This window comes from Rhodoferax sp. (assembly GCF_018063565.1).
In the GTDB taxonomy this organism is placed as follows: domain Bacteria; phylum Pseudomonadota; class Gammaproteobacteria; order Burkholderiales; family Burkholderiaceae_C; genus Rhodoferax.
In genome coordinates, this window is sequence record NZ_JAGPBB010000060.1 from 1 (window position 1) to 24085 (window position 24085).

Below are 24085 nucleotides of genomic sequence, written 5' to 3' on the forward strand. Positions count from 1 at the left end.
AGTCGCACCGCCTGTTTGCGCCGTTCATATTGGGCCTGACGCGACAGCCTTCTTCCGTCTTCTTTTTCCATGTCCGCTACATGGGGGCAAGTTGAGCTATTTCAATAGTTAGTTGCCGGGTCTATAGATCAGCCACGCGCCATCAGATCCGCCACGCGCGTGCGCAACAATTGCGGCGTCACCGCGCTGCCAATCACAGGTGCGCCCACCTCCAAGCCGACGCGGCTGAAGACACCTCGACGAAACGGTCGCACCATGGCTCCGCCCTGCTCGATGCGGCTAAAGAATGAGCCCCACAGGTGGGTGAGCGCCATGGGTATCACCGGGACATCGAGCCCCATGGCCTGAGTGCGTTCCAGTATTTTCATGATGCCGCCCTTGAACTCCTGCAGCGTGCCGTCACGCGTCAAGCCACCCTCGGGAAAAATACACAGCAGTTCACCGTCCTTCAGGACCGCCGCTGCCGCATCGAATGCGGTCTCGTAGGTGCGCGGGTCTTCGCCACGCGGGGCAATGGGTATTGCCTTGGCCAGGCGGAACAGCCAGCCCAGCACCGGCACCTGGAAAATCCGGTGGTCCATGATGAAGCAGATGGGTCGTGGGCTGGCGGCCATCAGCAGCACGGCATCAACAAAACTGACATGGTTACAGACCAGCACGGCCGCCCCGGTGGTGGGTAAGTACGCGTCACCCTGAATCCGAAACCGATACACCAGGCGCGACAGCACCCAGGCCACAAAGCGCAGCAAATACTCGGGCACCACCAAAAAGATATAAAACGCCACGACCGCATTGGCGATGCCGGTGAGCAGAAAAATCTGCGGGATACTGAAACCACTCTTGAGCAACACCCCGGCCAGCAGGGCGCTGGCAATCATGAACAAGGCATTGAGAATATTGTTGGCTGCGATGATGCGCGCCCGATGGGTGGCTTGGCTGCGAATCTGGATGAGCGCGTACATCGGCACGCTGTAGAGGCCAGTAAACAGGCTGAGCAGCACCAGATCCAGCATCACGCGCCAGTGCTGCGCCTGACTGACAAACAGCATCACGCCCATGGAGGGTGCATCAGGCAGGCTGCGCAGGGCAAAGTACAGGTCGATTGAGAACAAACTCATGCCAATGGCACCCAGCGGCACCAGACCAATTTCGACATGCCGCTTGCTCAGCACCTCGCACAGCAGCGAACCGACCCCGATACCCACCGAAAACAGCACCAGCAAGAACGACGCCACCTGCTCGTTGCCGTGCAACACCTCCTTGGCCAAGCTGGGAAACTGGCTCAAAAACACAGCACCAAAAAACCACATCCAACTAATACCAAGCAGTGAGCGAAACACCGCGAGTTGCTGATGTGCCAGCGCCAGATTGCGCCAGGTCTCGCTGACCGGGTTCCAGTTGATGCGCAGACCCGGGTCTGTGGCAGGCGCGGCCGGAATCGCCTGTGCTACTAGGCGCCCGAGCAGTGCCACCACCACACAACCCAACGCCACGTTGCGAGCACCCACCTCCGGCATGGACACCAGCAAACCGCCTGCCACTTGCCCCAGCAAGATGGCGACGAAGGTACCCATCTCCACCATGCCGTTACCACCGGTGATCTCGCGCTCGCTCAAGACCTGCGGCAAATAGGCAAACTTGACCGGTCCAAACAAGGTGGAATGCAGACCCATCAAGAAAGTGCAAGCCAACAACACCGGCACGCTGGCGTGCATGAAGCCCCAAGCCGCCAGCAGCATGACGGCGATCTCGAGGTTCTTCACAAAACGGATCATCAGCGTCTTGTCATACTTATCCGTCAACTGCCCGCTGGTGGCAGAAAACAACAAAAACGGCAAAATAAACAGTGCCCCGATCACCAATCCGGCCAAGGTCGGCGGCAACCAAACAACACTGAGCTGATAGGTCACCATCACCGTAAAGGCAAACTTGAACAGGTTATCGTTGGCCGCGCCGGCAAACTGGGTCCAGAAAAACGGCGCAAAGCGGCGTTGCGCCAGCAGGGCAAACTGATTGGGTTGTGGATGACCGGACATGGGTGCGCTCCTGGTGGTTGGCCCGGCCTGGCGGCCCGGTGCATCCGGATCGCGCGACAAGCCTGCAAAACTGCGCGCCATTTTGCATGAGGCTTGGCTACACTTTCGGGCGTTTGTTTTCCTGAATCCGTTTGGTGCACTCTCCAGCCATGACCCGATCCCTGATTGCCGTGTTCCGGCTGGCCCGACTCACGCTGCATGTGCTGCGTGGCCTTTGGCTGGTGGCCTGGGGTTTTCCACGTCTGTCCAGTTCCGGTAAGGCACACAAGGTCAAAGCCTGGGCGCATGACTTGTTTCAACTGGTCGCGATCAAGGTCGAGGTCAGCGGTGCCCCGCCACTGCACGGTTCAGTGCTGCTGGTGGCCAACCACATTTCGTGGCTCGACATCGTGCTGCTGCTGTCAGCCAGTCACTGCCGTTTTGTCGCCAAGTCCGAAATCGCCCGCTGGCCGGTGTTGGGGCTGCTGACGCGGGCAGCGGGGACACTGTTCATCGCCCGCGACTCGCCGCGCGACGCGCTGCGCGTGGTGCACCACATGGCAGAAGAGCTCAAAGCCGGCGCGGTGCTGGCCGTGTTTCCAGAGGGCACCACCAGCAACGGCCTGCGATTGTTGCCGTTCCATGCCAACCTGTTTCAGGCCGCTGTGTCGGCCCATGTGGCGGTACAGCCGGTGGCGCTGCGCTTTGTTGACACGGCCACTGGCGCGCCAAGCCTGGCGCCGTGTTACATCGACGACGACAGCTTGCTGGACTCGGTGTGGCGCACTCTCACCGCGCCGCCCTTGCGGGCTCAACTGCACTTTTGTCAGCCGCAGCTAGCCGAAGGCCGCGACCGGCGCGCATGGGCGGCTGACGTGCGCAGCACCATCGAAGACGCGCTGCGGCAGACGCACTGAGCGCACGGGCTTACACCGGTGCCGTTGTCGCTCAGGGTAGTGGCGTCAGCTTGGCAATACTCAAGGCCAGCCATTTGAGACCGTGGCGCGGAAAGTTGATCTGCGCGCGCGCATCGTCCCCGCTGCCCTCCAGACTGAGCACGGTGCCTTCGCCAAACTTGGCGTGAAACAACTTTTGTCCAACCTTGAAGCTCTGCCCGGCGGTAGCCGCGCGTTCCGGCGCAGGCGAGGCTGCGTACTTTGAAAAATCCATGCCATTTTGGCCTCTAGCGCTTGATGGATATGTACTTTCAGCTCTTATATGAGAAGCAAAATTACCACCCAAACGTCCCGCAAAGTTACCAAAACCGGCCTGCTTGGGCGTGATCCACTTCAAGGCCCCGTCGGGCAATTCCTCCAGAAATCGGCTGCGCAGGTTGTAACGGGTCTGCCCATGCAACATGCGGGTTTGCGCGTGACTCAGGTACAGGCGTTGACGCGCTCTGGTGATGGCCACGTACATCAGGCGGCGTTCTTCTTCCAGTCCTGCCTGGTCCGCCATCGAGTTTTCGTGCGGAAACAAGCCTTCTTCCAGCCCGCTGATGAACACGCAGTCAAACTCGAGCCCTTTGCTGGCGTGCACCGTCATCAGCTGAACGGCGTCCTGCCCCGCCTGCGCCTGATTGTCGCCGGCCTCCAACGCCGCGTGGGTCAAAAAGGCCGCCAGCGGTGACAGAGTCTCGCCGCTGGCGGCGTCGGGCGCAGCAGTGCCTTGCCAAGGCTGGTTCATATCCAGACCCTGGGAGACTGGGGACTGCGTGAGTGCGCGCCCGAGCTCATCCACCGGCAGCGCCACCGCGTCTTTGCCAAACCCCTCCAGCGTGACAAAACTCTCGGCGGCATTGACCAGCTCTTCCAGGTTCTCCACCCGGTCTGCACCTTCACGATCCGCTCTGTAATGAGTGATCAGGCCACTGTGTTCCAGCGTGGCGGCGATGATGTCGCGCAAACTCATGCCCAGGGTTTGCTCGCGCAGAACGTCAATGCCAGCCAGAAAAGCGCCAATGTTGCTCCCCGCTTTGCCCGCCAAACCACTGACCGCATCACTCAGAGCACAACCGGTTGCACGGGCCAGGTCTTGCAACTGCTCCAGACTACGAGCACCGATGCCGCGCGGCGGAAAATTCACCACACGCAGAAAACTGGTGTCGTCGCGCGGGTTCTCCAGCAGGCGCAGGTAGGCCAGTGCGTGTTTGATTTCGGCGCGTTCGAAAAAACGCAGGCCGCCGTAAACCTTGTAGGGCACACCGGCGTTGAACAGGGTGGTCTCGATCACGCGGCTTTGGGCGTTGCTACGGTACAGGGCAGCAATCTCTTTGCGCGCCACGCCCTCACGCACCAGTTGCTGCATTTCATCCACCATCCACTGTGCTTCCTGAAAATCGCTGCTGGCCTCCAGCACCCGCACCGGCTCGCCTGGTCCTTGCGCCGTACGCAGGTTTTTGCCCAGGCGGCTGCGATTGTGGCCAATCAGGGCATTGGCGCTGTCCAGGATATTGCTGCCGCTGCGATAGTTTTCTTCCAGCTTGATCTGGTGTTGCACGCCAAACTCGCGCACGAAGTCGGCCATATTGCCGACCCGAGCGCCGCGAAAGGCGTAAATGCTCTGATCGTCGTCGCCCACCGCCAGCACGCATCCGGTCGGCACAAAAGCGCCCTGCGGCCCAGAGTGCGCACCCGTGCCGGCCAGCATTTTGATCCAGGCATATTGCAGCTTATTGGTGTCCTGAAACTCGTCGATCAGGATATGGCGAAAACGGCGCTGGTAATGTTCACGCACAGGATCGTTGTCGCGCAGCAGTTCGTAACTGCGCAGCATCAGCTCACCAAAGTCCACCACGCCCTCGCGCTGGCACTGTTCTTCATACAACTGGTAGATCTCGACTTTCTTGCGCGTCTCTGGGTCTTTGGCCACCACCACAGCGGGGCGTAGGCCGTCTTCCTTGCAGCCGCTGATGAACCACTGCAACTGCTTGGGCGGCCAGCGTTCATCATCAATGCCAAACTGTTTGTACAGCCGCTTGATCGACGACAGCTGATCTTGTGTGTCCAGAATCTGGAATGCCTGTGGCAACCCGACCAGTTTGTAATGCGCCCGCAACAGGCGGTTGCAAAGGCCATGAAACGTGCCAATCCACATACCCCGCACATTGAGCGGCAGCATGGCAGCCAGCCGCAGCATCATCTCTTTGGCTGCCTTGTTGGTGAAGGTGACGGCCATCACGCCACCAGGCGACACCTGCCCCGACTGCAGCAGCCACGCGATGCGGGTGGTGAGCACCCGGGTCTTGCCCGAGCCAGCACCGGCCAAAATCAGTGCGTGCTCAGACGGTAGCGTGACGGCAGCGAGCTGTTCGGGGTTGAGGTGACTGAGCAGGCCAGAGGCATTGGGCATCGAAGCTGTATCAGGCAAGCTTTGGTGGGGCGTGGTAGAAAGCATGCCCCATTGTAGAAAGGCAGGCCAGCTTGACCCGTTTGTCGACCCGACTGAATCCAACGCCACCTCAGCGCCACCCGATGCGGATGCCGCTCGGACTTGGGCGGCGGGCGGCGGGGTGCCTGATGCTGCTGCTGGGTGCCGGCGCGGCACTGGGCCAGACCCTTTGCAGCAGTGACGGCCAGGCTCCCCCCGTGGCACTGGTCGAGCGATTCATCAGCGCCGAATGTGTGTCGTGCTGGCAGAAGCCACTGGCGGGCCAACGGTCTGCGCAGACGATGGCACTGGACTGGATCGTGCCCAGCCACCGGGGCGACGATGCTCCCCTGTCGGCGGTCGCCAACAACGAGGCCCGACTTCGGCTGGCGGCACTCGCACAACCGACACCAGAAGGTCAAAGCCAGATCGTCCACCCGGTGATCGGCTGGCCCGGTGCCTCGCTGAGGGTGGCGCGTGGTCTGGCTCTGGGCGGGTACGTTGGCGCGTCGATCACTCTGCGTATACCCAGCGATGTCACACCCAACCTGCCCCTGCACGCCTGGCTGGCGCTGGTGGAAGCTCTGCCGCTCGGAACAGAGGGTAGTCCCGTGCCGAGAAACTTGGTCCGAAATGTGCTTCAGCCCATATGGAACGGACACAGTGTGCTACAAGAAAGTGCTAGTTGGGTGTGGCAAGACATGCGCCCCATGAACGTCCCCGTTGGAACACAGACGACACGGATGCAAATGATTGGCTGGGTGACCGACGCAACCGGCCGCGTGTTGTTGGCGGCGGCGTCGGTTTGCCCGCCGGAGCACGACGAATGACCCTAATCTGCCCCAACAGGGCAAACCGCCACGGTCCGCCCGGCCAATCTGGATAGAATCAGTCACCGGGCCCAAGCATTTGCGGCCCGGTAGTTTTTCTGGCCGCCGCCATGATCTGGCGTGGCGGATCTGCCGGACCCAATCCAAGCGCCCCCTGTTCAACAACAGTTTTCTGCAGCTTGGAGACAATCATGGAAATTTTTGACTACGACAATATTCTGCTTTTGCCCCGCAAATGTCGCGTGGATAGCCGATCAGAGTGTGATGCCGGCGTGGATTTTGGTCCACGGCGTTTTCGCATACCGGTCGTTCCGGCCAACATGAAAACCGTGGTGAGTGAGCCCATCTGCATCTGGATGGCGCAGAACGACTACTTCTACGTGATGCACCGCTTTGATCTGGACAATGTTGCCTTTGTCCAGGAGATGAAGCAACGCGGGCTATATGCCTCGATCTCTCTGGGTGTCAAGAAACCGGACTATGAGACGGTTGACCGCCTGGTGGCGCTTGGGCTGGTGCCGGAATACATCACCATCGACATTGCGCATGGTCATGCCGACAGCGTGAAGAACATGATTGCTTATCTGCGTGAAAAAATTCCGGGCACCTTCATCATTGCCGGCAATGTGGCCACTCCCGAGGCGGTGATTGATCTGGAGAACTGGGGCGCTGACGCCACCAAGGTTGGCATTGGCCCGGGGAAGGTCTGCATCACCAAACTGAAGACCGGTTTTGGCACCGGGGGCTGGCAACTCAGCGCGCTGAAATGGTGCGCCCGTGTCGCCACCAAACCCATCATTGCGGACGGCGGCATCCGCGATCACGGCGACATCGCTAAAAGTATCCGTTTTGGCGCCACCATGGTGATGATTGGCTCCTTGTTTGCCGGTCACCAGGAAAGCCCTGGTCAAACCGTGGAGGTCGATGGCAAGTTGTACAAAGAGTATTACGGCTCAGCCAGTGATTTCAACAAAGGTGAATACAAACACGTCGAGGGTAAACGCATTCTCGAACCCATCAAGGGCAAGCTGGCCGATACGCTGATTGAAATGGAACAGGATGTACAAAGCTCGATCAGTTACTCAGGTGGCAAGAAACTGATGGATATCCGCAAGGTGAACTACGTCACGCTGGGCGGCGACAACGCGGGTGAACATCTGCTGATGTAGGAGCATGGTGCCAGCCCTGTGATTGGGGTTGCACTCAATACACATTCTTGTTGAACAGACTGGCCAGCGGGGTGATCAGAATAATCTTGACATCCAGCCATAGCGACCAGTTCTCCAGATAGTAAAGGTCGTGTTTGAGACGCTGCTCCATTTTGTCCAGGGTGTCGGTTTCACCACGGTGGCCACACACTTGCGCCCAGCCAGTGATGCCGGGTTTGACTTTGTGACGCAGGGCGTACTTGGGTATCAATCCTTTGTACTGCGCGTTGTGCTGGACGGCATGGGGACGTGGCCCCACCACCGACATATGCCCCTGCAACACATTGATGAACTGCGGCAATTCATCGAGGCTGCTTCGGCGCAAGAAGCGACCCAGAGGCGTGACCCGGGGATCGCCACGCTGTGCCTGGGTCACAGCACCACCAGACTCCTCATGAGGCATCATGGAGCGGAACTTGTAAACCATGATCTCTTCATCGTTCCAGCCGTGTCTCTTTTGTTTGAACAACACTGGCCCGGGCGAGGTCAGCTTGATAGCCAGGGCAATCAGCAGCATCAGCGGACTCAACACGATGAGGGCTACCGCTGCAACTCCGTAATCAAGCGCCGCCTTGACCAGCAAACGGCTACCAAACATGGGCGAGACCGAAATGTCGATCATGGGTATGCCAACCGTGACACTCATGCCGTGATTCAAGATCTGATACATCATCAAGTCAGGCAACAACCGGATGTTGGCAATCGAGTCACGCAGCGCATACATGACTTCGTCAAGCTGATTTTGATCGGTCATACTCAGACTGATCCAAATCTCGTCGGGTTTGAGGCGCGTATTGAGCTCCTCAAGATCAGTACCATCACCTTGAACGACCGACGCCACAATGTCGTAACCACTCCAGGTGGCGTTGGCAATCCGCTCCCGCACCGCAGTGAGCATATCGGTGTCACCATACAGCACCACGGTTTTGTGGTGGTAACCGGCACGCCGCATTTTGGCCATCACCAAAAACGCCACGATGCGCCCGCCCCACAGCAACAAGCCCGATACCAGCAACCAGGTCACCAGCCAGATGCGTGAAAACGATTCGGCGCTCTTGGCCATCACCAGAAGAACCACCAGCAGCATCCACGCAAGCAACCAGCCAAACGTGACCCGCCCCAGCATCGCGCCCAACGACCCACCTGCCCACATGTGATAGACCTTGCCGAACACCAGCGCGGAAAATACCGACATGATGACGATCAGAAACTGGTCTTCCGACCGCAAGTCGGCAAAACCGCCGGAGTCGAAATGCCGGATCTGATAGGCAATCCAACCGCCGATGCACACCGACAGCAGGTCCAGCACCTGCACCATCATGGCAGGTGTCGATCCACCGGTACGAACGACGAATTTGCTCATGCACCCGCCGCCACAACCCGCGCGCCCAGCGTGTGACTGCGCCGGCGATGCTTGCTTGAAATTTGCTTCATTTCCAGGTTCTAAGCTCAGGTCACAAAATAGAATCCAACAACAACACAAGCAAAAAGTGGCAACACGTTACCCGTTGCGCATTCTCTCAGGGTTCTGGACGAGCTGATATCCAAGTTCTTCACTCCCACTGGTTGCATGACGCAAAAATGAAACAGGCTCACAGCCGGTATTTTTCAAATTGGGAACTGGTCTTGATCATGTGGTGCCCGAGACCGGAATCGAACCGGTACGCCCGTTATTCACGAAGCGGCGGATTTTAAGTCTACACCCAACAGAAACCCACACGAACAAGCACCTATTATCGCCATACAACACGCACGCAAACTGCGCCAGCTATCGTTTGGCAGTGGTTGCAATTGATCGTTTGTGCCTGTTTGTGTACCACGCTACGCACGCTCTACGCACCAAGCTAGAATGATTGCCGTCTGCTCGGGTGGTGGAATAGGTAGACACAGCGGACTTAGAAAATTGAGCACCAGGATGCGAAAGCACCTGTGTGAATCCCCTCAAATTCGGTGAAACCCCTGGCAAAAGGCCGAGGCAACGCCGAGCCAAGCCCAGAAATGGGAAGGTGTAGAGACTAGACGGGGGGCACCTTACGCTGCAAAGCCATGGTGAAGGCATAGTCCAGCGCACAAACAGTGAGGTCTGGCGGTGAAAACCGTAGTGTGATGAAAATCCGCCGCTTCCGTAATTGGGGCGTACCGGTTCGATTCCGGTCCCGAGCACCAGGTCATCTGTGGGAATTTCCCATGGATGACTGATTGACTGAAGACAGGCGCTCACCTTCGTTTCGCAGCCAGCAGGTCATAAATCGCAGCCTGCAAATCGTAGCTGTAGGACATCACCAACAGGCACGCCTCGCGCCTCGGGAACCGATAGGTGCGGCCCTCGCGGTAAGGCTCAATGTCACTCAGGACGCTTATTGCTTTGCGCTTGAAGTGGTCAAGGCGGATCTGTGGTTGATCGGCCGATCTGAATGAATCCAGCAGTTGCACCAATTCTGTGCTTGTGGCACTTTGGCACCTGATCAGGTCTTGCAGAGTGTTCATAACAGAAGTTTAGCTGTTGATATTTGCCAAGGTGATAGTTCACCGCCTGAAAATTCAGCCCGTTGAAATCCTTGCTTGTTTTCAAATACCCGACTTTCCGGTGATCCCACTTTTCGGTGGTATCTGTCTTTGACGCTGCGAACCGATGCAATTTTGGTTGCATCGCCTCTACAAATTGCGAAGTTGGCTTTCCTCACTTCGGTCGAAGTGTTCCGGGTTTCCGAAGCCGGACTTTTCGGCGGCTACTTCGTATGTCTTTTGGCCTGGTGTAACTTCGCCAAATATTTGGCTAGGTTTGTCCGTCCGTTGCCCCTGCCTATTGCCCAGTTCCGCCTCAAGCGCCTGGCCAATGGCTACCCGCTCAGACGGTGGCAATGGCATCGGCGTATTGGCCTGCGCGCCTCACGGTGCGCTCGTCAACACCATGCTCATCGGCTAATTTTTGTGCTGTATTTGGGGTGGACAATTTGTCCGGCCCAAACTCTCTATCAGCCCTTCCTCCCTGCGCCTTCTTCGCCCGGTTAGCGCCAGCATCCACGGCACGCTTGTACTCACCCAGGCGGGTGCTCGATTCAAACGAATCACCCAGGGTTTCAATAAAGCTCAGCAGCTTGTGTGGCGCATCCAACACCGTGCGGTAATCCACGCCCTGCTTGGTGTAGAACCGCTCCAGCTTGGTTCGGAACTTGGCTTCATCCAGGTACATACTGGACAACCCGCCACCGTTGGCAATGAATTCCTTGTAAATCGGGTCGCTGGTCAAACGCAGGCGCATGCCCTGCAAGCTGTCGATCACCGGCTTGAATCCGGTACGACTCATGACGCTGCCCATGATGGTGTCGCGCGCCAGATTGGCAATCATGAAGTCGGGCGTTAACACAATGCTGGCCTGCCCGATACGCTTTGGCAGCCCCAGCCATTTGACAATCCAGGGCGGTGGCGTGCGGTCTATTGACTCAAGCGAACGCAGCAATATCGGGTCGCCGACCTCATACCAGACCGGTTTACCGTCCTTGAGCACCGCCACCACGTTACCGCCAGCCGGTGGCATGTTTTGCTGCATCACTTCGAGCATGGCCGGGGATGACTCAAGAATCCGGCGCACTCGATCGGCCGCGCTCACCGCTGCAGGCGAATCTGGCGCGTCCAGTCCCATGCCTTTCAAAATAGCGTCGATCACCGCAGTCGTGGTGATCTTCACCGGGCGCGACTCAGCCGGAATCTTGATCATGAACTTGCCGCCACCGGCTTGCTCCGCCAGGGTGGCAATCTTCTGGCGGGCTTCGTTCTTCACAGCGGTGTCAATCAGCATGGCCGCGTTTCGGGTCATGTTTCCCAGCACGTCCTTGATATTCTCAGTTCCACCAGTCAACGCCTTGATGCCGCTCCAATCGCCAGGCTTGCCCTTGAAACCCTCGGGGCTGGCCACGCGGTGAAATGGCAGGTAGTCCAATCTTTTCCACATCGCGCGGGTTTGCGGGTTGATCACGCCTTGCGCCTCGGCAAAATCCATCACCGTGGAATTCCACTCCTGATAGTCCGAGAAAGCCTTGTCAAACTCGGGGCGGCGAAGCTTCAGCATGGCATCCACCTCGCCAGGCGTGAACAAGTGTTCCCGGCCTTGCGCCTGCAACTCTCGGGCAGAGCGCCCAACAAAGTACAGCAGCGCATCATCCAGGCTCTCAGACACCGGTTTCAGTATGTCCTCAAGTCCTTTGCCGCGCCAGCCATACGAACCATCAGGTTTCTTTACCGGGGCACCAAACCGAACCGCGCCGTCGGCAATGCTTGAGGATGCGCGCGACAGCCGGGCAGATTCATAGGCACCGTTGGGCTCGATCTTGCCGCCCTTCAATTCCCGCTCCATGCGGTATACACCGTGCAAGTCGTCGACCGTGGCTTGCCTGAAGGAATCCCACTGGCCATCAAGCGCATCCGTCATCGGCCGGTGATCGCCAATCTTTGAGCGCGCCCGGTCAATCGCATCCTGGTTGTACCACTCACCCATGCCTTTGCGTGCCTGCTCAATGGCAGGGCCGTATTCATGGCGGGCGGTGAAGTCCTCAAACCACTTGTAAAACACCGGGGCTCGGGTCATGGCGACATCCGGTTGCGTCATGTAGTGGCGAACGAACTCGGCAAAGCCTTCGTAAATCTTGCCCTTGTCGTAACTCAGCCCCTGCAGCTCTGCGCGGCGAACCTGCCAATCCGGTCCAGATCCTGCACTCCAGGTTTTTCGAATTTCAGGAACGCGATGATCAATCAGGTGCGCCAGTTCATGCGCAGCAGTCTCCAGGTCAGCGTGGCGCTTGATGCGCACCTCTTCAAGCTTGGGCCGGAAGTGCCCCATCACGCCCTTGGTGGTTATGCGCCCCTCGTAAATGCCAGTCCCCAGCGCCTTGGCGAAGGGGATCAGAATATCCTCGCGGCGAATCGGCTCAAGCCTCGCGCCCACACTGGCGGTGGCCGGCGTCTTGCTTCCAAGCGCCGGGGCATCGTTGATAAACCCAACGTAGTTAGCGCCGGGTGCCATGGCGTTCACCTTCCCCTCGGGCGGCAAATCGGCGACCTCTGATTTGAACGTCAAGGGTTCATCGGGCACGCGCACCAGCACAGGCTTTTTGAGGTTATCAACTTCTGCAGCATCCAGCCCCAGGCGTTCGGCGTTGTCGCGCAGAAATTGCCGGTAGCTCTCTGCCTTCTGGCCGTTGGCTTGGTAAACCCGTTGTAATGCAATCGCCCGGGCGCTTCCGGCCTCAATAATTCCATCCGGGGCCATGATCGGCGCGCCCATGGTGTCATCCACCGAATCAGCCAGGCGGGTAGGGTCAAACTCGTGAACGATGCCCTGAACGCGTTGCTCAGCATCGGCTCGGCTCCAATCTTGGCGCTTGAGCTGGTCTGGAAAGGCGTCCGTGGGTTTGAGGCTCACATCATGCGAAGGTTTCAACTCACTGGCTTCGACCAACGTGTAACGAATGCTGGCTGGCTCAGGGCTTGCAGGAGCTGTCGGCGCGGGCTGATACTCAGTATTTACCAAGGTGTCAGCAACAGCTCCGCTACTTTCTCGGACCGCTGGCAGATCAACTGGCCCAGCCTTTGGCAGCGGCGCAGTCTCTACCGGTGCCGGCGCATCCGGCAAAGCCTCAGCGACATGCAGCGGTGTAAACCCGGGTTGAGGCGGTGCGGCATCAACAACAGTCGCAGGATCCAGCACCACAGATCCACGCTCACCGTTTGGCAGCGGTGCATCACCCGATGCCGTTGGTTTTGTATCATTTGACACCTTAGCGCTTACTGCACTTGCATCGGTAGCTGCTGTTTCAGTAGCAACATGGGCTGGCTGCTCGCGCGGTGCGGCTTTTGGTTTCTCTGCTACCCGGCGTGCCAACTTCGCGCCTGGTGAAATGGCCATGGGCAATGCGTTGACCGCAGTGTCAATCGCCGTGGCCAGTACAGGGCTGCCGGTTGCATCAAGTGTTTTTCCACCGGCGTACTGCCCGACTTCAGCCAGCTTTTGAAATGGGTAGGTGGCAATATCGGTCGCACCTTGCCCCAACTCACCACGCGGCGCATAGGTCAAACCCTCGGACACGCTTTGGACCACATCACCCGGGCTCTTTTCAGTCAACCCCAATACCCGCCCGGCCATCGCTCCCAGACCAGCCAGGCCAGCCACAGGCAGTGCCACGGACATGGTGGCCAGGTTCAGCGCAGTCTCACCAACGGCTGTCAGCGGGTTGTTTAGCAGCACCGTGCGCAACACACTGGCTTTGCCGGGGTCGTTGGTACTCGATTCTGTCTGTGATGGTGCTGGCGGGGCTTCGGGCGAGCCGTTGGATTCATCAAGCGGGATAAAGCCACGCCTCGTGTCTGGCACGCTGGCCTGAGTGCTGTCCAGTGGAATAAATGGCATAGCGTTCGCCTAACGGTAATGACCAACGACTTTGCCGGATGCGTCCAGAACCTCATAGCCCTTCGGCGTCTCGCTACCCAGCCGATAGGCATTCATTTGCCTGTCACTGCGGAAGCGTTTGCCAAGTTCTTGGCGGTCCAAAGTTGGTGCAGCAGACGCGGATGCTGGCGCAGCCGTTGCTGAAACTGCAGTTGCAGGAGCTGCTTGCGTGTCCCGGCCAATCTGGCGGTTGTCAAAGGTCTGATCGTCCCCGATCTTGCGGCGTGTGGCCAGTGCTGCAGCTTTTGCCAGGCCCGGGTCGTAGTCAGGATTTTCCCGGCCGGTATCAGTGGTCTTTGCAGTGCGGCGACGTATGTCCGCTGCGTCCATACCCTGCACAGCCTCCCGGGCTGCATCAATTTCAAAATTCCCGCGCTGCTGCACTGCGGTAAGTGGTTTTGGTTTCCCAGCATTGATTCCAGAACGTGCAAATCTTGCCGCGCTCAGATCCTGTGCTCGCTCCAGGCGAATGTCAGTATTCTGAGTGCGTATCGCCGAATTGTTGTCCTTGGAGATTTCAACAGATTCCTTCAGTGAGTCTGTCACTACCTTGGACAACTTGGAGTCAATACCCTCGATGTCAGCGCTGGCGCTGTAATCGCCGTTTTTCATGCGGTACTGCGCTGCAACAAATTTGCCAAGGTCGGCCCGGCTAAGGTCCACTGAAACATCGCCATGTTTGACGCGAGAAAAGCCGGTGGCCGGGTTGTAATCAACCTCAAACTTGTTTCGCTTATCCAGCGTCACCTTGCCCATCAAATCCTTGAGCTCTGCTTCATCAGCCGTTTGCACATAGCTCGAAATACGCGCAGCGTCGGCGGCCAGGCGGTTTGTCGTGTCAGCACGGCGCGCATCAGCGATCTGGCGAGGGTCACGCCCGGCCATGTTCAAGGCACTGATGGTGTTGGCCTGCTGGTCCAGGGCAAACTGCGGTTGTGCACCAGGCGCTTCAGGCGTGTACACATCGGCCTCGCCGTACTTGAACCGCTCATCACCGCGGCGCATGGCGGCGGCAGACTGCGGCACTTCAAGCCCGAGCCCGGCCTTGAACCCTTGTGGGGAATTGGCGTCAGCCAGGGGCCGACTGGCCGCGGCAATGGCGGCAGCGCGCTCGGTGTCGATGGCGGCGTTCTGCTTGTCCTGGAATTCCCATTCCTTGCGGCGGCGCGCCATCTCTTCTTCGCGGATCTTTTGCTCTGCGGCAGCGGCGCGCTGGCGGTCCCAAGACTCCGATAACTGTAACCAGGTAGGTGTGGACATGATTCAGTTCTCCAGATCGAACGTGCCAGGCACATCTTCCGCCAGTGCTGCGGCCGCCTGAAGGTCAACGCCAGAATTGAACAGCCCAATGATCAGTTCCTGCACATCCAGAGCGTCGTCATCCGGGCTTAGCGCGCGGTCATGGGCAAACTCGCTGCCAGGACCTTCCATATTTTTTCCATTCATCGTAATTTCTCCAAAGGGATGCCATTCGATCTTGGCAATGGCGGGCTGGCATGCGCCATGCTTTCATGCTTGGTGCGAAAAGTGGCGGTTTTCATACAAATATTTCGGGCCAGAGCATCGAGCCAACACGCTGATCAATCGCCTCAAAGCTGGGACGGAATGCCCGGCACCGGCGCGGCTCCCTGGCCAATGGGAGTTGAATACCGCTTTCGTCTGCTGCGTTGCACTTGCCGCCAGCACTGAGCCAATTGCAATCACCGCAGGTTCTTGGACCTTCAGCGGTTGCGACTCCCGCGTGAACGTCACCCCGTTGGGCGGTGGCTGGCTTTGGCTGAATGTCCAAGGGTTGCACAGTACCCTGCAGATCCGACTGAGGCACCAGGGTGACCGCATCCAAGCCGGTGATCCACTGAACACGCTCCAGCAGGCCATGCGGGTGACGGGCCAGCAGTTGCAGATCGTGGTCGACGCCACCCAAGCGCAGCAGGTATTCCGCAGCTCCGGCTGGGATCGTGAATCCACGCTTGCGGGCCAGCGCAAAGTCGCCCGAGCATTGCCGGGCATCTGGCCATAGGTCCGGGCGCAACCTGGCGGCAATCGCCGAGTCGACGACACAAAAGCCAGTAGCGGCCATGGACTGGCTGACGAATTCTTGGAACTTATTCATGGACGTACCCCTTTTTTCTGATCGAGTTGCAAAGCGATGGTGTCGCTACCGTCGCTTGAAAGTGATTTGATGAACTTCACGCCGCACGCGTCGGCCAGTTCCAGCGCCAGGCCGAGCTCGCCGATGTATCCAAGCAATCTGCTTACCGGAAGTTGATTCTTGACACTGGTTCCGGCAAATCCTGCTTCGTTCAAGAACCCTGCCACGTCGGCCAGGATGTCGGCTTGCAGGCTTTTGCTGTGCTTGGAGATGGTTTTGTGAAAAACGCTCTTGCCGGTGCGCAGGCCAACGTCATGGCCTAGGGTTTTTTCAAGTTCGATCATGGGTTTCCTTTGGGGTGGGTTGGTTATGAATCTTTGGTGGCCGGCCGGTGCGGCTTGGCTTGCGTGTCAAGGCATCGGCCAATTGATGGCCAGCCTTCAGGCGCTGGCGCAGGGTTCCGTCCTCAAGGCCAACAGCGCGTTCAGCTTCGGCAATCGTCAGTTGTTGCCCGTCGATGTCGATCTTTTTGCACCAGGCGCGGCGGCGAACTTGCGTATCGTGGTCGATCCATTCCACGTTGCCAGGCTGGTAATTCCCGAGCACGTCCAGGCGGCCCAGCCAATGCTGTGGGCTGGGTGCTGTGCCAACATCCCGCAAGAAGGTGTCGAAGCTCTCCAGCCATTCACGGCATACGGTGATGCCTTTGCCACCGTACCAGCGCCAGTCATGGTGTCTTGGCTTGGTGCAGCGACGAATCATTACCGCCCATGCGTTTCGCTCGCGGCTCATTGGCGGCCGCCGATCTTTGGAGCAGGCGCACCGGGTACAAGCCGGTAAATCAAATACCGGGGATTGCGGTATTCGTCCGGGGCGCTCTCCACCAAGCCCTGGCGCGTGAGAAACAGCAAACCCCAACAGACTTGTTTGGTGTTGCGGCCGCTCAGAATGCAAATTTGGTCGTGAGTCAGCCACTTGCCCTGCTGGTCTTTGAGCACGTCATAACAAGCATGCGATGCCGATTGGCACTTCATCACCCCGGGCGGGCATGGGTTGAACCGTTCTTTCTGAGCGGTCGGCTGGCGGCCTCCGGTCAGTTGGGCCATGATCAGGTGACTGAACATTCAAACCCCCGTCCAGGAGGCTTCACGGATGGCTATGCGGGCATAGTGCATCCCTTCGGCTTCCTCGGCTGCAAAGTACGCTCCAGCCAACCGTTCGCAGGATTCCAGGTACTCGTTTTCAAAAGCATCCTCTTCTGGACTCAGATGCTGGATGCACCGATCAATTACCTTGGGTTCGCGGTCAATGCCGCTTTCATGGATGAGCACCAGGTTCCAGCAGGAAATTTCACCCAGTGATGGGTCGGCATTGAAGTGGACACAATTTCCGCAGTTTCGATCTTTGAGCTTCATTTCTGGTCTTTCAGGCGTTGGTGTGAATTGGTGCTGGGCTGGACTTCAGGCCAAACGAAAACCGCCGACCCGAGTGCTCGCAGTACAGCCGCAGCCGGGGTCCGGAAGACAGGGAACCAACTACCGGAGATGGTGTTTCTAGATGGTGTCCGTGTGGCGGTACAGGGGAAGTGCCAAAAAGTGCCTCTATAGGACCGTGGGGCGGTACAGAGAGCGCATCGCCTGTACCGTGGGGCGGTACTATCAGAGGGCTCTCTGTACCGTGGGGCGGTCTAAGGACATCAATTTTTCCTGCACCGCGAGACGGTGCAGGAGCCGCCGATTTGGCCTTGATTTTGAGGTATGAACCGCGCTCAAAACTCTCAGTAGCGCCGGGGTCATAGCCCTCGATTCGGTCCAGTGCCCTCCAGGTGATTGCGAACCAGCTTGCCTTATTTGGTCTATGCCCCATGACAGTCTGATGGATGAATCCGCCCTCCATCAGTTCGGCTTTGGCCTTGGTCAGCATATCCACAGACTTCCAGCCCCGGCTGGCCATGTAGGCGCGTGACATCAGCAATCGACCGTTGTTGTCGCGTACAAACTGGCGTGCCACTTCCAGCAGCAGCGCCCGAGCGTGCATACTCAGATTGGCATAAGCTGGGCAATCAAGCACGGACCAGGGCAAGGCGATAAACCCTCCTTGGTCGCGGCTGGTGTCGTGGCCACGGCGCTTCGGGTTGCGGCCGTTAGACATGCACCACCCCCAGCCGAACATTCATCAGCAATTGGCAAACTGCCATCAGCCCGGCGCGCGCATGGAGATCGTTGGCATCTTCACCCTCAACCGGACTCATGCAGTACGGTTTCCCGGTAGCCTGGGCTGCTTTTTCACCGACACCAGAACGATCGTGATCAGCAAACACGAACACCCGGCCCTTGACCTGTGGCGCGATGAACTCAAGATTGTTTGCACTGAAACACACCAGCACGGACGCACGCAGGCCAACGCTGCGCAGAGCGGCCAGGACGGATAAGCCGGTGGCATAGCCTTCGATTAAAAACGTCTCTGAGGCTGTTTTGTCGCCCAGCCTGAGAATTGCGCCTTTGGCCCTCATGCCTGGCAGCATCTTTTTCACCCATTGGCGTTCTGGTTCGTCCCAATGGATCCGCTGAACTCCAAGCAGTGCATTTGTCTCAAGGTTGCGCATGGGGACAATCAGCGCGCCTTCGCTGTCGATCATCCCTTCCAGATCAGGAAAACCCTTTCTTGCCAGATAGTCATGGGCACCCGGCTTTGTGCTGCGAATCAGCTCGGCGGCTTGCATTGCGGCACGATGGTGCTGGCTGTCCTGGTGTCTGCGTGCAGCATCGCGCCGGGCCTTCCAGGCTTGTTTCTCTGCATCTGTCCAAGGTTTTGCGTCCTGGTCGTTGAACCACTGAACCCTGGCCTCGGATGCCCAATTGAAGACCCAGCCGCGCTGACCGTCCCAAAAATAGGCACCATTGGCCGACCGTGGTTTGTCGGTAGTGCCACAGCGACGGATGCGCTCGCCTGCGTAGAGGCTGGCCGGGTCAATCTCAAGCCCATGCGCCCGGGCAAAGTCGATGAAGGTGTTCATGCCGACCTCGCTTTCGAGTACGCCATGTTCAGCGACAAGATTTTGTTGCGTGTGTGCCGGGTGATTTCTACATTGGGCGTTGTCTCAAAGCGCCACATGCTGGGTGGCGTCTGTCCGGTGATGTTCTTGAACAAGTTCCATGCCCGCCCGTTCTGCTTTTCCGGCTGGGAGTGGGACCGTGCATAAGTGCAAACCTGCTCCCAAAGGTGGCGATGGTCGTCGGCTAGTTTTTTCTTTCCGAGCACCACTTCCTGCATTTCACCTGGCAGCGCTTCGACCAGTGCCGGGGCTTGCTTCTCGTAACCGCAGGCCATGCAGCACTTGGCAAACGGCTTGTGGCCACATTGCGGGCATCCTTTAGGCTCGAAGTCGCCATCGTCCAAGCGGACCTTTTTATCGAGCTTTTCGCCCATATCGAGGGCGCTCAAGCCGTGGTGAAAGATTTCCTCAAAGTCATCGGCAAATCGCTGAATGTTGCCTGAGTGGTCCAGTAGCAGGCAGTCCACTTTTCCGGTGTCAGGTGACGACCGCAAGCCACGGCCCCACATCTGAATCGATGTGCTCAGGCTCTTGCGCAGCGGTCGGCAATCAACCACGCACCCAACCGTTGGCACGTCAAAGCCTTTGGCAAGTGCTTCGACGCTGATCAGCACGCGCAGGGTTGAGTCTGGTTTGGTGTACTCGGCCAACAGAGCATCACGCTCGGTCGTGGTCGTCTCGGATGTGAAACAGGCGGCCATAACACCAGCGTCAACGAACTGGCGGGCCAGCTCCTGGCAATGCGCGATGGTTGCGCCAAAGACAATCGTTTTGCGGTTTTCGGCAAACTTCAGCCATTCACGCACCACGTCGCCGATGATTTCCATGCCGCGCTGCTCGGCCGCTTCGTCTGTCCATTCGCCCGAACTGCTGGTGGCCGCGCCCTTCATGTCGGCACGTTTGCATGAAAACACCCGCATTGGCACCAGCACGCCAGATTGGGTCAGGTCGTGCATGGTCGTGGCGTTGACCAGGCGGGTGAACAGCTTGCCCAGCCCGGGACTGAATGGCGTCGCAGACAGGCCAATAACTGCGGCCCTGGTGTTGCCAATGAATTCGGTCCAGACCTTCATTTGCGTGTGAGCCTCGTCAATCACGATCACGTCGGCATCGGGCCAATAGCCGCGCTTCTGCAGCGTTTGAGCGCTCGCGATCTGGAATGGCATCGACGTGTCACGCCGCCAGTGATTGGCTTGCACAATGCCGTGGGCGCTCAGGCCATAGGCATCTGCGGTCTTGGATGTTTGGTTGATCAGAGTCGTTCTGTCGCACAGAAAAACTACTCTCTTACCCTTAACCAAAGCCTCATGCGCGATCCGGTGACCAAGGTACGTCTTGCCAGCGCCGGTCGGGGCCATGATCAGTTGGCACCTGTGTCCATCACGGTATCCCTGGCGAATGGCCTCATGGGCTGTCGTCTGAAAATCTCGCGGTGGCGGAAACGTGGTGCTGCCGTAATGCGGCGCGTCATCCCAGAGCTTGGGGCTCATGCGGCACCTCTGTTGAGTGCCTCGTTCAGCTTTGCAATCTGCCAATCACGTTTCTTGACCCATTTGGCGAGCTCGTTTGCTCGATTCATGGCGGCATCGCGCGACTGTTTTAGCAGGGTCAATTCGGCATTCAGGCGTTTGATTTCAGCCACTGCCGCGGCTAACCGGTCGTCTGAGTCAAGTAGTAGTTGCATGGCCTGGCGGTCGGCCTGCTCTGCTGCTTCCTGGACGGCCAGCTCGTCGGCATCCGGGCCGGTGTCTTCGGGCTCGCTATCAGGAAGTGCCTGTGCTGGCTTTGGCAGTGGTTTGGCCAGTGCCTCGGCTTGCTCGGCCTTGGGTAGTTTCGCGATAGCTGCGGCCTTGGGTAAACCAACCTCTCCGTTTTTGACTGCGGCCTGGACCTCTGGCACAGCATAAGTTTGGACGGACTGAGCCTGAACAATAGTGTTCCGGTGGACACCAGCAATTGCCGCCATTTCTGATGATGATTTTGGATACTGCACATCCAATGTGCAGTTAACTGGACGACCTGCCGGCCTCCATTTGTAAACAGCAGTTGTCGCCATTGCCAACTGCGCCGCAGTGATGTGCCGACGGTGTTTGTTCTGCGCCAGCACAAAATCACGGGGGTAATCAGAATCAAATCCATCGGTGTCCAGATCAACCATTGGGCAGTCAATGCCTAGATCGATCGCTTCGCAATAGCGATGCCATCCGTCCAGGACCATGCCTTCGTACCGCGTGATCGGGTTCAGCACGCCGCTAACTTCGATGCTGTCTCGCAGCGCCTGGCGTTCCTCTGCCTGCATCGCTGGGAATGCGGCACTCAGCGGGTGCTGCTGCAAGTTGGCGGGGGCGATCATGATGCGCTCCCGTCGTGGCCCGGTGCCATTTCGTACTCAAGCACCCAAATCGCCGAACCAACTGAGCGCAGCGTCCAGACCAGCTCAAGGAATCTGTAGAGTCGTTTCAAGCGGATTCCCCTACGCCGCCGTGCGGTCGAGTGCAGCAAGGGACTGCTCGCGATAAATGTCCTCTATGACAGCAGGCGCACGGCTGATCGACACCGCCAGGCTTTTGCCCGTCTTGATCAGTGCTCCAGTCTCGATCAGGCGGCGGCGATGCTTGCGCAGCATCCACTGGAATGAAGAGTAGCTAGTGAAGAATTGAGCGCCAACAGGACTTTTTATAAAGTCGTTGACGTGTACCCAGTCAAATGTGATGGGTGCGGATTGTGCTGGTTGGGTAGTCATGGCGAACACCGTTAAGTTGTTGGTGTTCGCAGGTTATTTGTGGTTTTCAACCTTTCAAAACGCGCGAGCCTTAACGCGCCTTATCGAGCCTTATCGCTATTTCTGGCTCTGTGCTAGTGCTTTTTTTTGCCGTTGTAGGCGGTCTTTAAGCATCCTTTTGGTGAACTCATTTGGGACGTCCAAGGAGTCAATGCGCCATTGAATACTTTGGCCATCAATGCCAATAAGCGGATAGACTTTTTTCCCAGCAAACTCACAAAGGCTTAGCCAAACTGCAGCGGTGTCAAATTTTTCGCCCGACTCGCGTTGCGCTTTTTCGATAATCGGGTCCAGGTCATTGCGTCGCGCTTTTGGGATTATGGGCAGCGGTGTTGCAAAGTGCTGGACATCATCCGGTGTAGCAAAACCTTCCACCACTAGTCGCACCAGGTCGGGCGACACGGCTGGTGCAAAGTTCAGCGTCCTGTCTTCAATGTCCTGACTATCCTCATCATCGAAAGCGGGAAATTCATCGGGCTTTAAATTGTTCAGTGCGTCAGGCAGGAAACCAGGCACACACTGATGCCAGCGTTGCAGCTCATCAGGGGTCATATCCAGTGCAGCGTGCGGCATTGATGCCATCAGGTCACTGCGCTGTGCGGTCATGATTCCAGGTCCATCTGGTGACTGGTTGTAGGCTGTTTCCCACTCGTCGCGCCAAACAAACACACCCGCTGGCAGGGCGGCAGTGGCATCGCGTCGCCACTGGTCAGCAGGAAGGTCTTTGTCGCTGATGGTCTGAATAGCATATGTCACGGTGTTACGCCATTCGCGGCCCGATACTGGCTCCACAATGTCACCCCTTTGGCGGTATGCCTGCATCCGCGAGAACTCAGGGTAATTTTCTTTGTCATGAGTCAGTGCTTCGGCAACTTCTTGAGCGCCGAACCACCAATCCGTCAACCACGGCAATGCGCGCACCGGAATGGCATCACGTTCTTTTATTTGAATTACTGTTTCCATGGATCGTTACCCCTATCTGCGCTGTTCCAGCAGCCGGTCAGCCAACGCGATAACGTCATCGGCGCCAAGGTGGGTGTACTTCTTGAGCATGCCAACCGTCTTGTGTCCAGTAACCGCTGCAGCCTGAATCAGGTTTGCACCGCCACGGATCAACTTGGTTGCCGCCGTGTGCCTGGTGGAGTGGAGCACCACACGGTCAAGGGAATCCGTCCGGTCAGCCTCAAGCCCCGCCCTCTGTCGAACATGCTTCCAAACACTGTCGATCACCTTGGGCTGGTTCGGTTTCTTCGGGTCAAAGAATACAAACCCGCTAGAGATGGGCTGGATCTTCTTGGCCTCAATCAGGGCATCACGAACGGTATGCACCAGTGGCAGGGTGCGTGCTTCCCCGTTTTTGGTCTTGGGTAGAACTGCGATGCGGCGCTCCAAATCGATGTCTGACCAGCGCAGCTTGCTCAGTTCTGACTTGCGCGCGCCAGTCGTGAGGGCCAGTCGGAGAAACAACGCCATGGCCGGCCAACTGCTTCGCTCAGCCTCAGCAATCAGCTTGTCCTCTTCTTCGATTGTCAAGATGCGCGTACGGCCCTTGCCTTCTGTCAGCTTGCGCACCTGCCCGCCTTTTATGGGGTGCCGTTCAATTAGCCCAGCATCCAGGGCGTAGTTGAAAACGCTAGAAAGGCTGGCCAGGTAGCGATTGACGGTGCCGCTTGAAATCGTCGTCTCAGTGAGTTTCACCTGGCCTTCGATCGTCCGGCGCTCACCCTTCTTGACCTGCAACGCGGACACTGCCACGTTAATGTCAGCCCGAGTGATGGTCTTGATGTCTCTGGCGCCAAAATGCTCCGACCAATACTCAAGATGGCCAGGTGACCAGAACTTTGTGCCGCGACGCGGTGGCGTCTTGATGAACGCATCGACTACAGCCGAAAAGCGGTAGATGCCCTGCGCTTGTTCCTTATGCTGTTCGGCGTCTGACTCGGCATTGCGCAACCAGGACTTGGCTTCGGCCTGCGAGTTGAAACACTTGGACTGCGATTTGAAGCCTGCCCTGCGCACATGCGCCCGATAGCGAACGACCTTCTTACCGTCTCGTAGAACGCTCTCTTTGACGATTGATCCCATACAAACTCCCGGTTAGAACAGGTAACTACGCACATGATTACGCATTTATTCGTAAGTCATTGATAATTATAGACACACAACGGATTTTAAGTCCGATGTGTCTACCTATTTCACCACTCGGGCACGGTGAGTATTGTGAAACAAAAAAACCTCTCCAAGACCTGATCCGACGGAGGTTGATGACACAAATTCACTGAAATCTGGAGG

20 protein-coding genes are annotated in these 24085 nt (G+C 57.9%); 4 read left to right on the top strand and 16 right to left on the bottom strand.

Going from position 1 to position 24085, the window contains the following annotated elements:
- Positions 1–128 precede the first annotated feature (128 nt).
- Positions 129–2036, bottom strand: a complete 1908-nt coding sequence (locus tag KBF66_RS13505; protein WP_296657771.1) for an MFS transporter — start codon at positions 2034–2036, stop codon at positions 129–131.
- A gap of 149 nt (positions 2037–2185) precedes the next feature.
- Here KBF66_RS13505 and KBF66_RS13510 point away from each other — a divergent pair, with 149 nt between their 5' ends.
- Positions 2186–2932, top strand: a complete 747-nt coding sequence (locus KBF66_RS13510) for a lysophospholipid acyltransferase family protein (RefSeq protein WP_296657775.1) — start codon at positions 2186–2188, stop codon at positions 2930–2932.
- A gap of 31 nt (positions 2933–2963) precedes the next feature.
- Here the strand turns inward: KBF66_RS13510 and KBF66_RS13515 are convergent, their stop codons facing one another.
- A complete protein-coding gene (locus tag KBF66_RS13515; RefSeq protein ID WP_296657777.1) occupies positions 2964–5366 on the bottom strand; it encodes a UvrD-helicase domain-containing protein in 2403 nt (800 codons plus the stop codon).
- 71 nt (positions 5367–5437) lie between these two features.
- On the opposite strand from KBF66_RS13515, the gene KBF66_RS13520 reads away from it, so the two are divergent.
- Together KBF66_RS13520 and KBF66_RS13525 are read left to right on the top strand one after the other, a co-directional pair.
- Positions 5438–6214 (top strand): hypothetical protein, encoded by a 777-nt coding sequence (locus tag KBF66_RS13520; protein WP_296657779.1) that lies wholly within the window; start codon positions 5438–5440, stop codon positions 6212–6214.
- A gap of 191 nt (positions 6215–6405) precedes the next feature.
- A complete protein-coding gene (locus tag KBF66_RS13525; protein WP_296657784.1) occupies positions 6406–7383 on the top strand; it encodes a GMP reductase in 978 nt (325 codons plus the stop codon).
- 34 nt (positions 7384–7417) lie between these two features.
- On the opposite strand, the gene KBF66_RS13530 is transcribed toward KBF66_RS13525, so the two are convergent.
- The 8 genes from KBF66_RS13530 to KBF66_RS13565 form a co-directional block, all read right to left on the bottom strand.
- A complete protein-coding gene (locus tag KBF66_RS13530) occupies positions 7418–8785 on the bottom strand; it encodes an undecaprenyl-phosphate glucose phosphotransferase (protein WP_296657786.1) in 1368 nt (455 codons plus the stop codon).
- An 854-nt stretch (positions 8786–9639) separates the two neighbouring features.
- Entirely contained in the window at positions 9640–9909 is a 270-nt protein-coding gene (locus KBF66_RS13535; protein ID WP_296657789.1) for a hypothetical protein, read from the bottom strand.
- A gap of 361 nt (positions 9910–10270) precedes the next feature.
- Positions 10271–13825, bottom strand: coding sequence for a hypothetical protein (locus KBF66_RS13540; RefSeq protein ID WP_296657792.1), 3555 nt, complete (start codon positions 13823–13825; stop codon positions 10271–10273).
- A 9-nt stretch (positions 13826–13834) separates the two neighbouring features.
- Complete coding sequence (locus KBF66_RS13545) at positions 13835–15124, bottom strand: hypothetical protein (protein WP_296657795.1); 1290 nt, start codon at positions 15122–15124, stop codon at positions 13835–13837.
- Positions 15125–15127: 3 nt separating this feature from the next.
- A complete protein-coding gene (locus KBF66_RS13550) occupies positions 15128–15310 on the bottom strand; it encodes a hypothetical protein (protein ID WP_296657797.1) in 183 nt (60 codons plus the stop codon).
- A 91-nt stretch (positions 15311–15401) separates the two neighbouring features.
- Complete coding sequence (locus tag KBF66_RS13555) at positions 15402–15977, bottom strand: hypothetical protein (RefSeq protein WP_296657800.1); 576 nt, start codon at positions 15975–15977, stop codon at positions 15402–15404.
- Positions 15974–16300 carry a hypothetical protein gene (locus KBF66_RS13560; protein WP_296657802.1) on the bottom strand — a complete coding sequence of 109 codons (327 nt, stop codon included), beginning with the start codon at positions 16298–16300 and terminating at the stop codon, positions 15974–15976. Before KBF66_RS13560 ends, KBF66_RS13555 begins: the two co-directional genes overlap by 4 nt.
- On the bottom strand, positions 16287–16718 hold the full coding sequence (locus tag KBF66_RS13565) for a hypothetical protein (RefSeq protein ID WP_296657805.1): 432 nt from the start codon (positions 16716–16718) through the stop codon (positions 16287–16289). The genes KBF66_RS13560 and KBF66_RS13565 overlap by 14 nt, the downstream gene beginning before the upstream one ends.
- 8 nt (positions 16719–16726) lie before the next feature.
- Between KBF66_RS13565 and KBF66_RS13570 the strand changes: the two genes are divergently transcribed.
- Entirely contained in the window at positions 16727–17317 is a 591-nt protein-coding gene (locus KBF66_RS13570; protein WP_296657808.1) for a hypothetical protein, read from the top strand.
- Positions 17318–18099: 782 nt separating this feature from the next.
- On the opposite strand, the gene KBF66_RS13575 is transcribed toward KBF66_RS13570, so the two are convergent.
- From KBF66_RS13575 to KBF66_RS13600, 6 genes are all read right to left on the bottom strand, one after another.
- Positions 18100–18678 (bottom strand): toprim domain-containing protein, encoded by a 579-nt coding sequence (locus KBF66_RS13575; protein ID WP_296657812.1) that lies wholly within the window; start codon positions 18676–18678, stop codon positions 18100–18102.
- Positions 18679–18968: 290 nt separating this feature from the next.
- Positions 18969–20501, bottom strand: coding sequence for a DEAD/DEAH box helicase family protein (locus KBF66_RS13580; RefSeq protein ID WP_296657816.1), 1533 nt, complete (start codon positions 20499–20501; stop codon positions 18969–18971).
- Positions 20498–21364, bottom strand: a complete 867-nt coding sequence (locus KBF66_RS13585) for a hypothetical protein (protein WP_296657819.1) — start codon at positions 21362–21364, stop codon at positions 20498–20500. The genes KBF66_RS13580 and KBF66_RS13585 overlap by 4 nt, the downstream gene beginning before the upstream one ends.
- Positions 21365–21484: 120 nt before the next feature.
- Entirely contained in the window at positions 21485–21754 is a 270-nt protein-coding gene (locus KBF66_RS13590; RefSeq protein ID WP_296657824.1) for a hypothetical protein, read from the bottom strand.
- A 96-nt stretch (positions 21755–21850) separates the two neighbouring features.
- On the bottom strand, positions 21851–22756 hold the full coding sequence (locus tag KBF66_RS13595; protein ID WP_296657827.1) for a hypothetical protein: 906 nt from the start codon (positions 22754–22756) through the stop codon (positions 21851–21853).
- Between the two features lie 12 nt (positions 22757–22768).
- Positions 22769–23746: a site-specific integrase gene (locus KBF66_RS13600; protein ID WP_296657831.1), complete on the bottom strand. Its 978-nt coding sequence runs from the start codon at positions 23744–23746 to the stop codon at positions 22769–22771.
- Positions 23747–24085 lie beyond the last annotated feature (339 nt).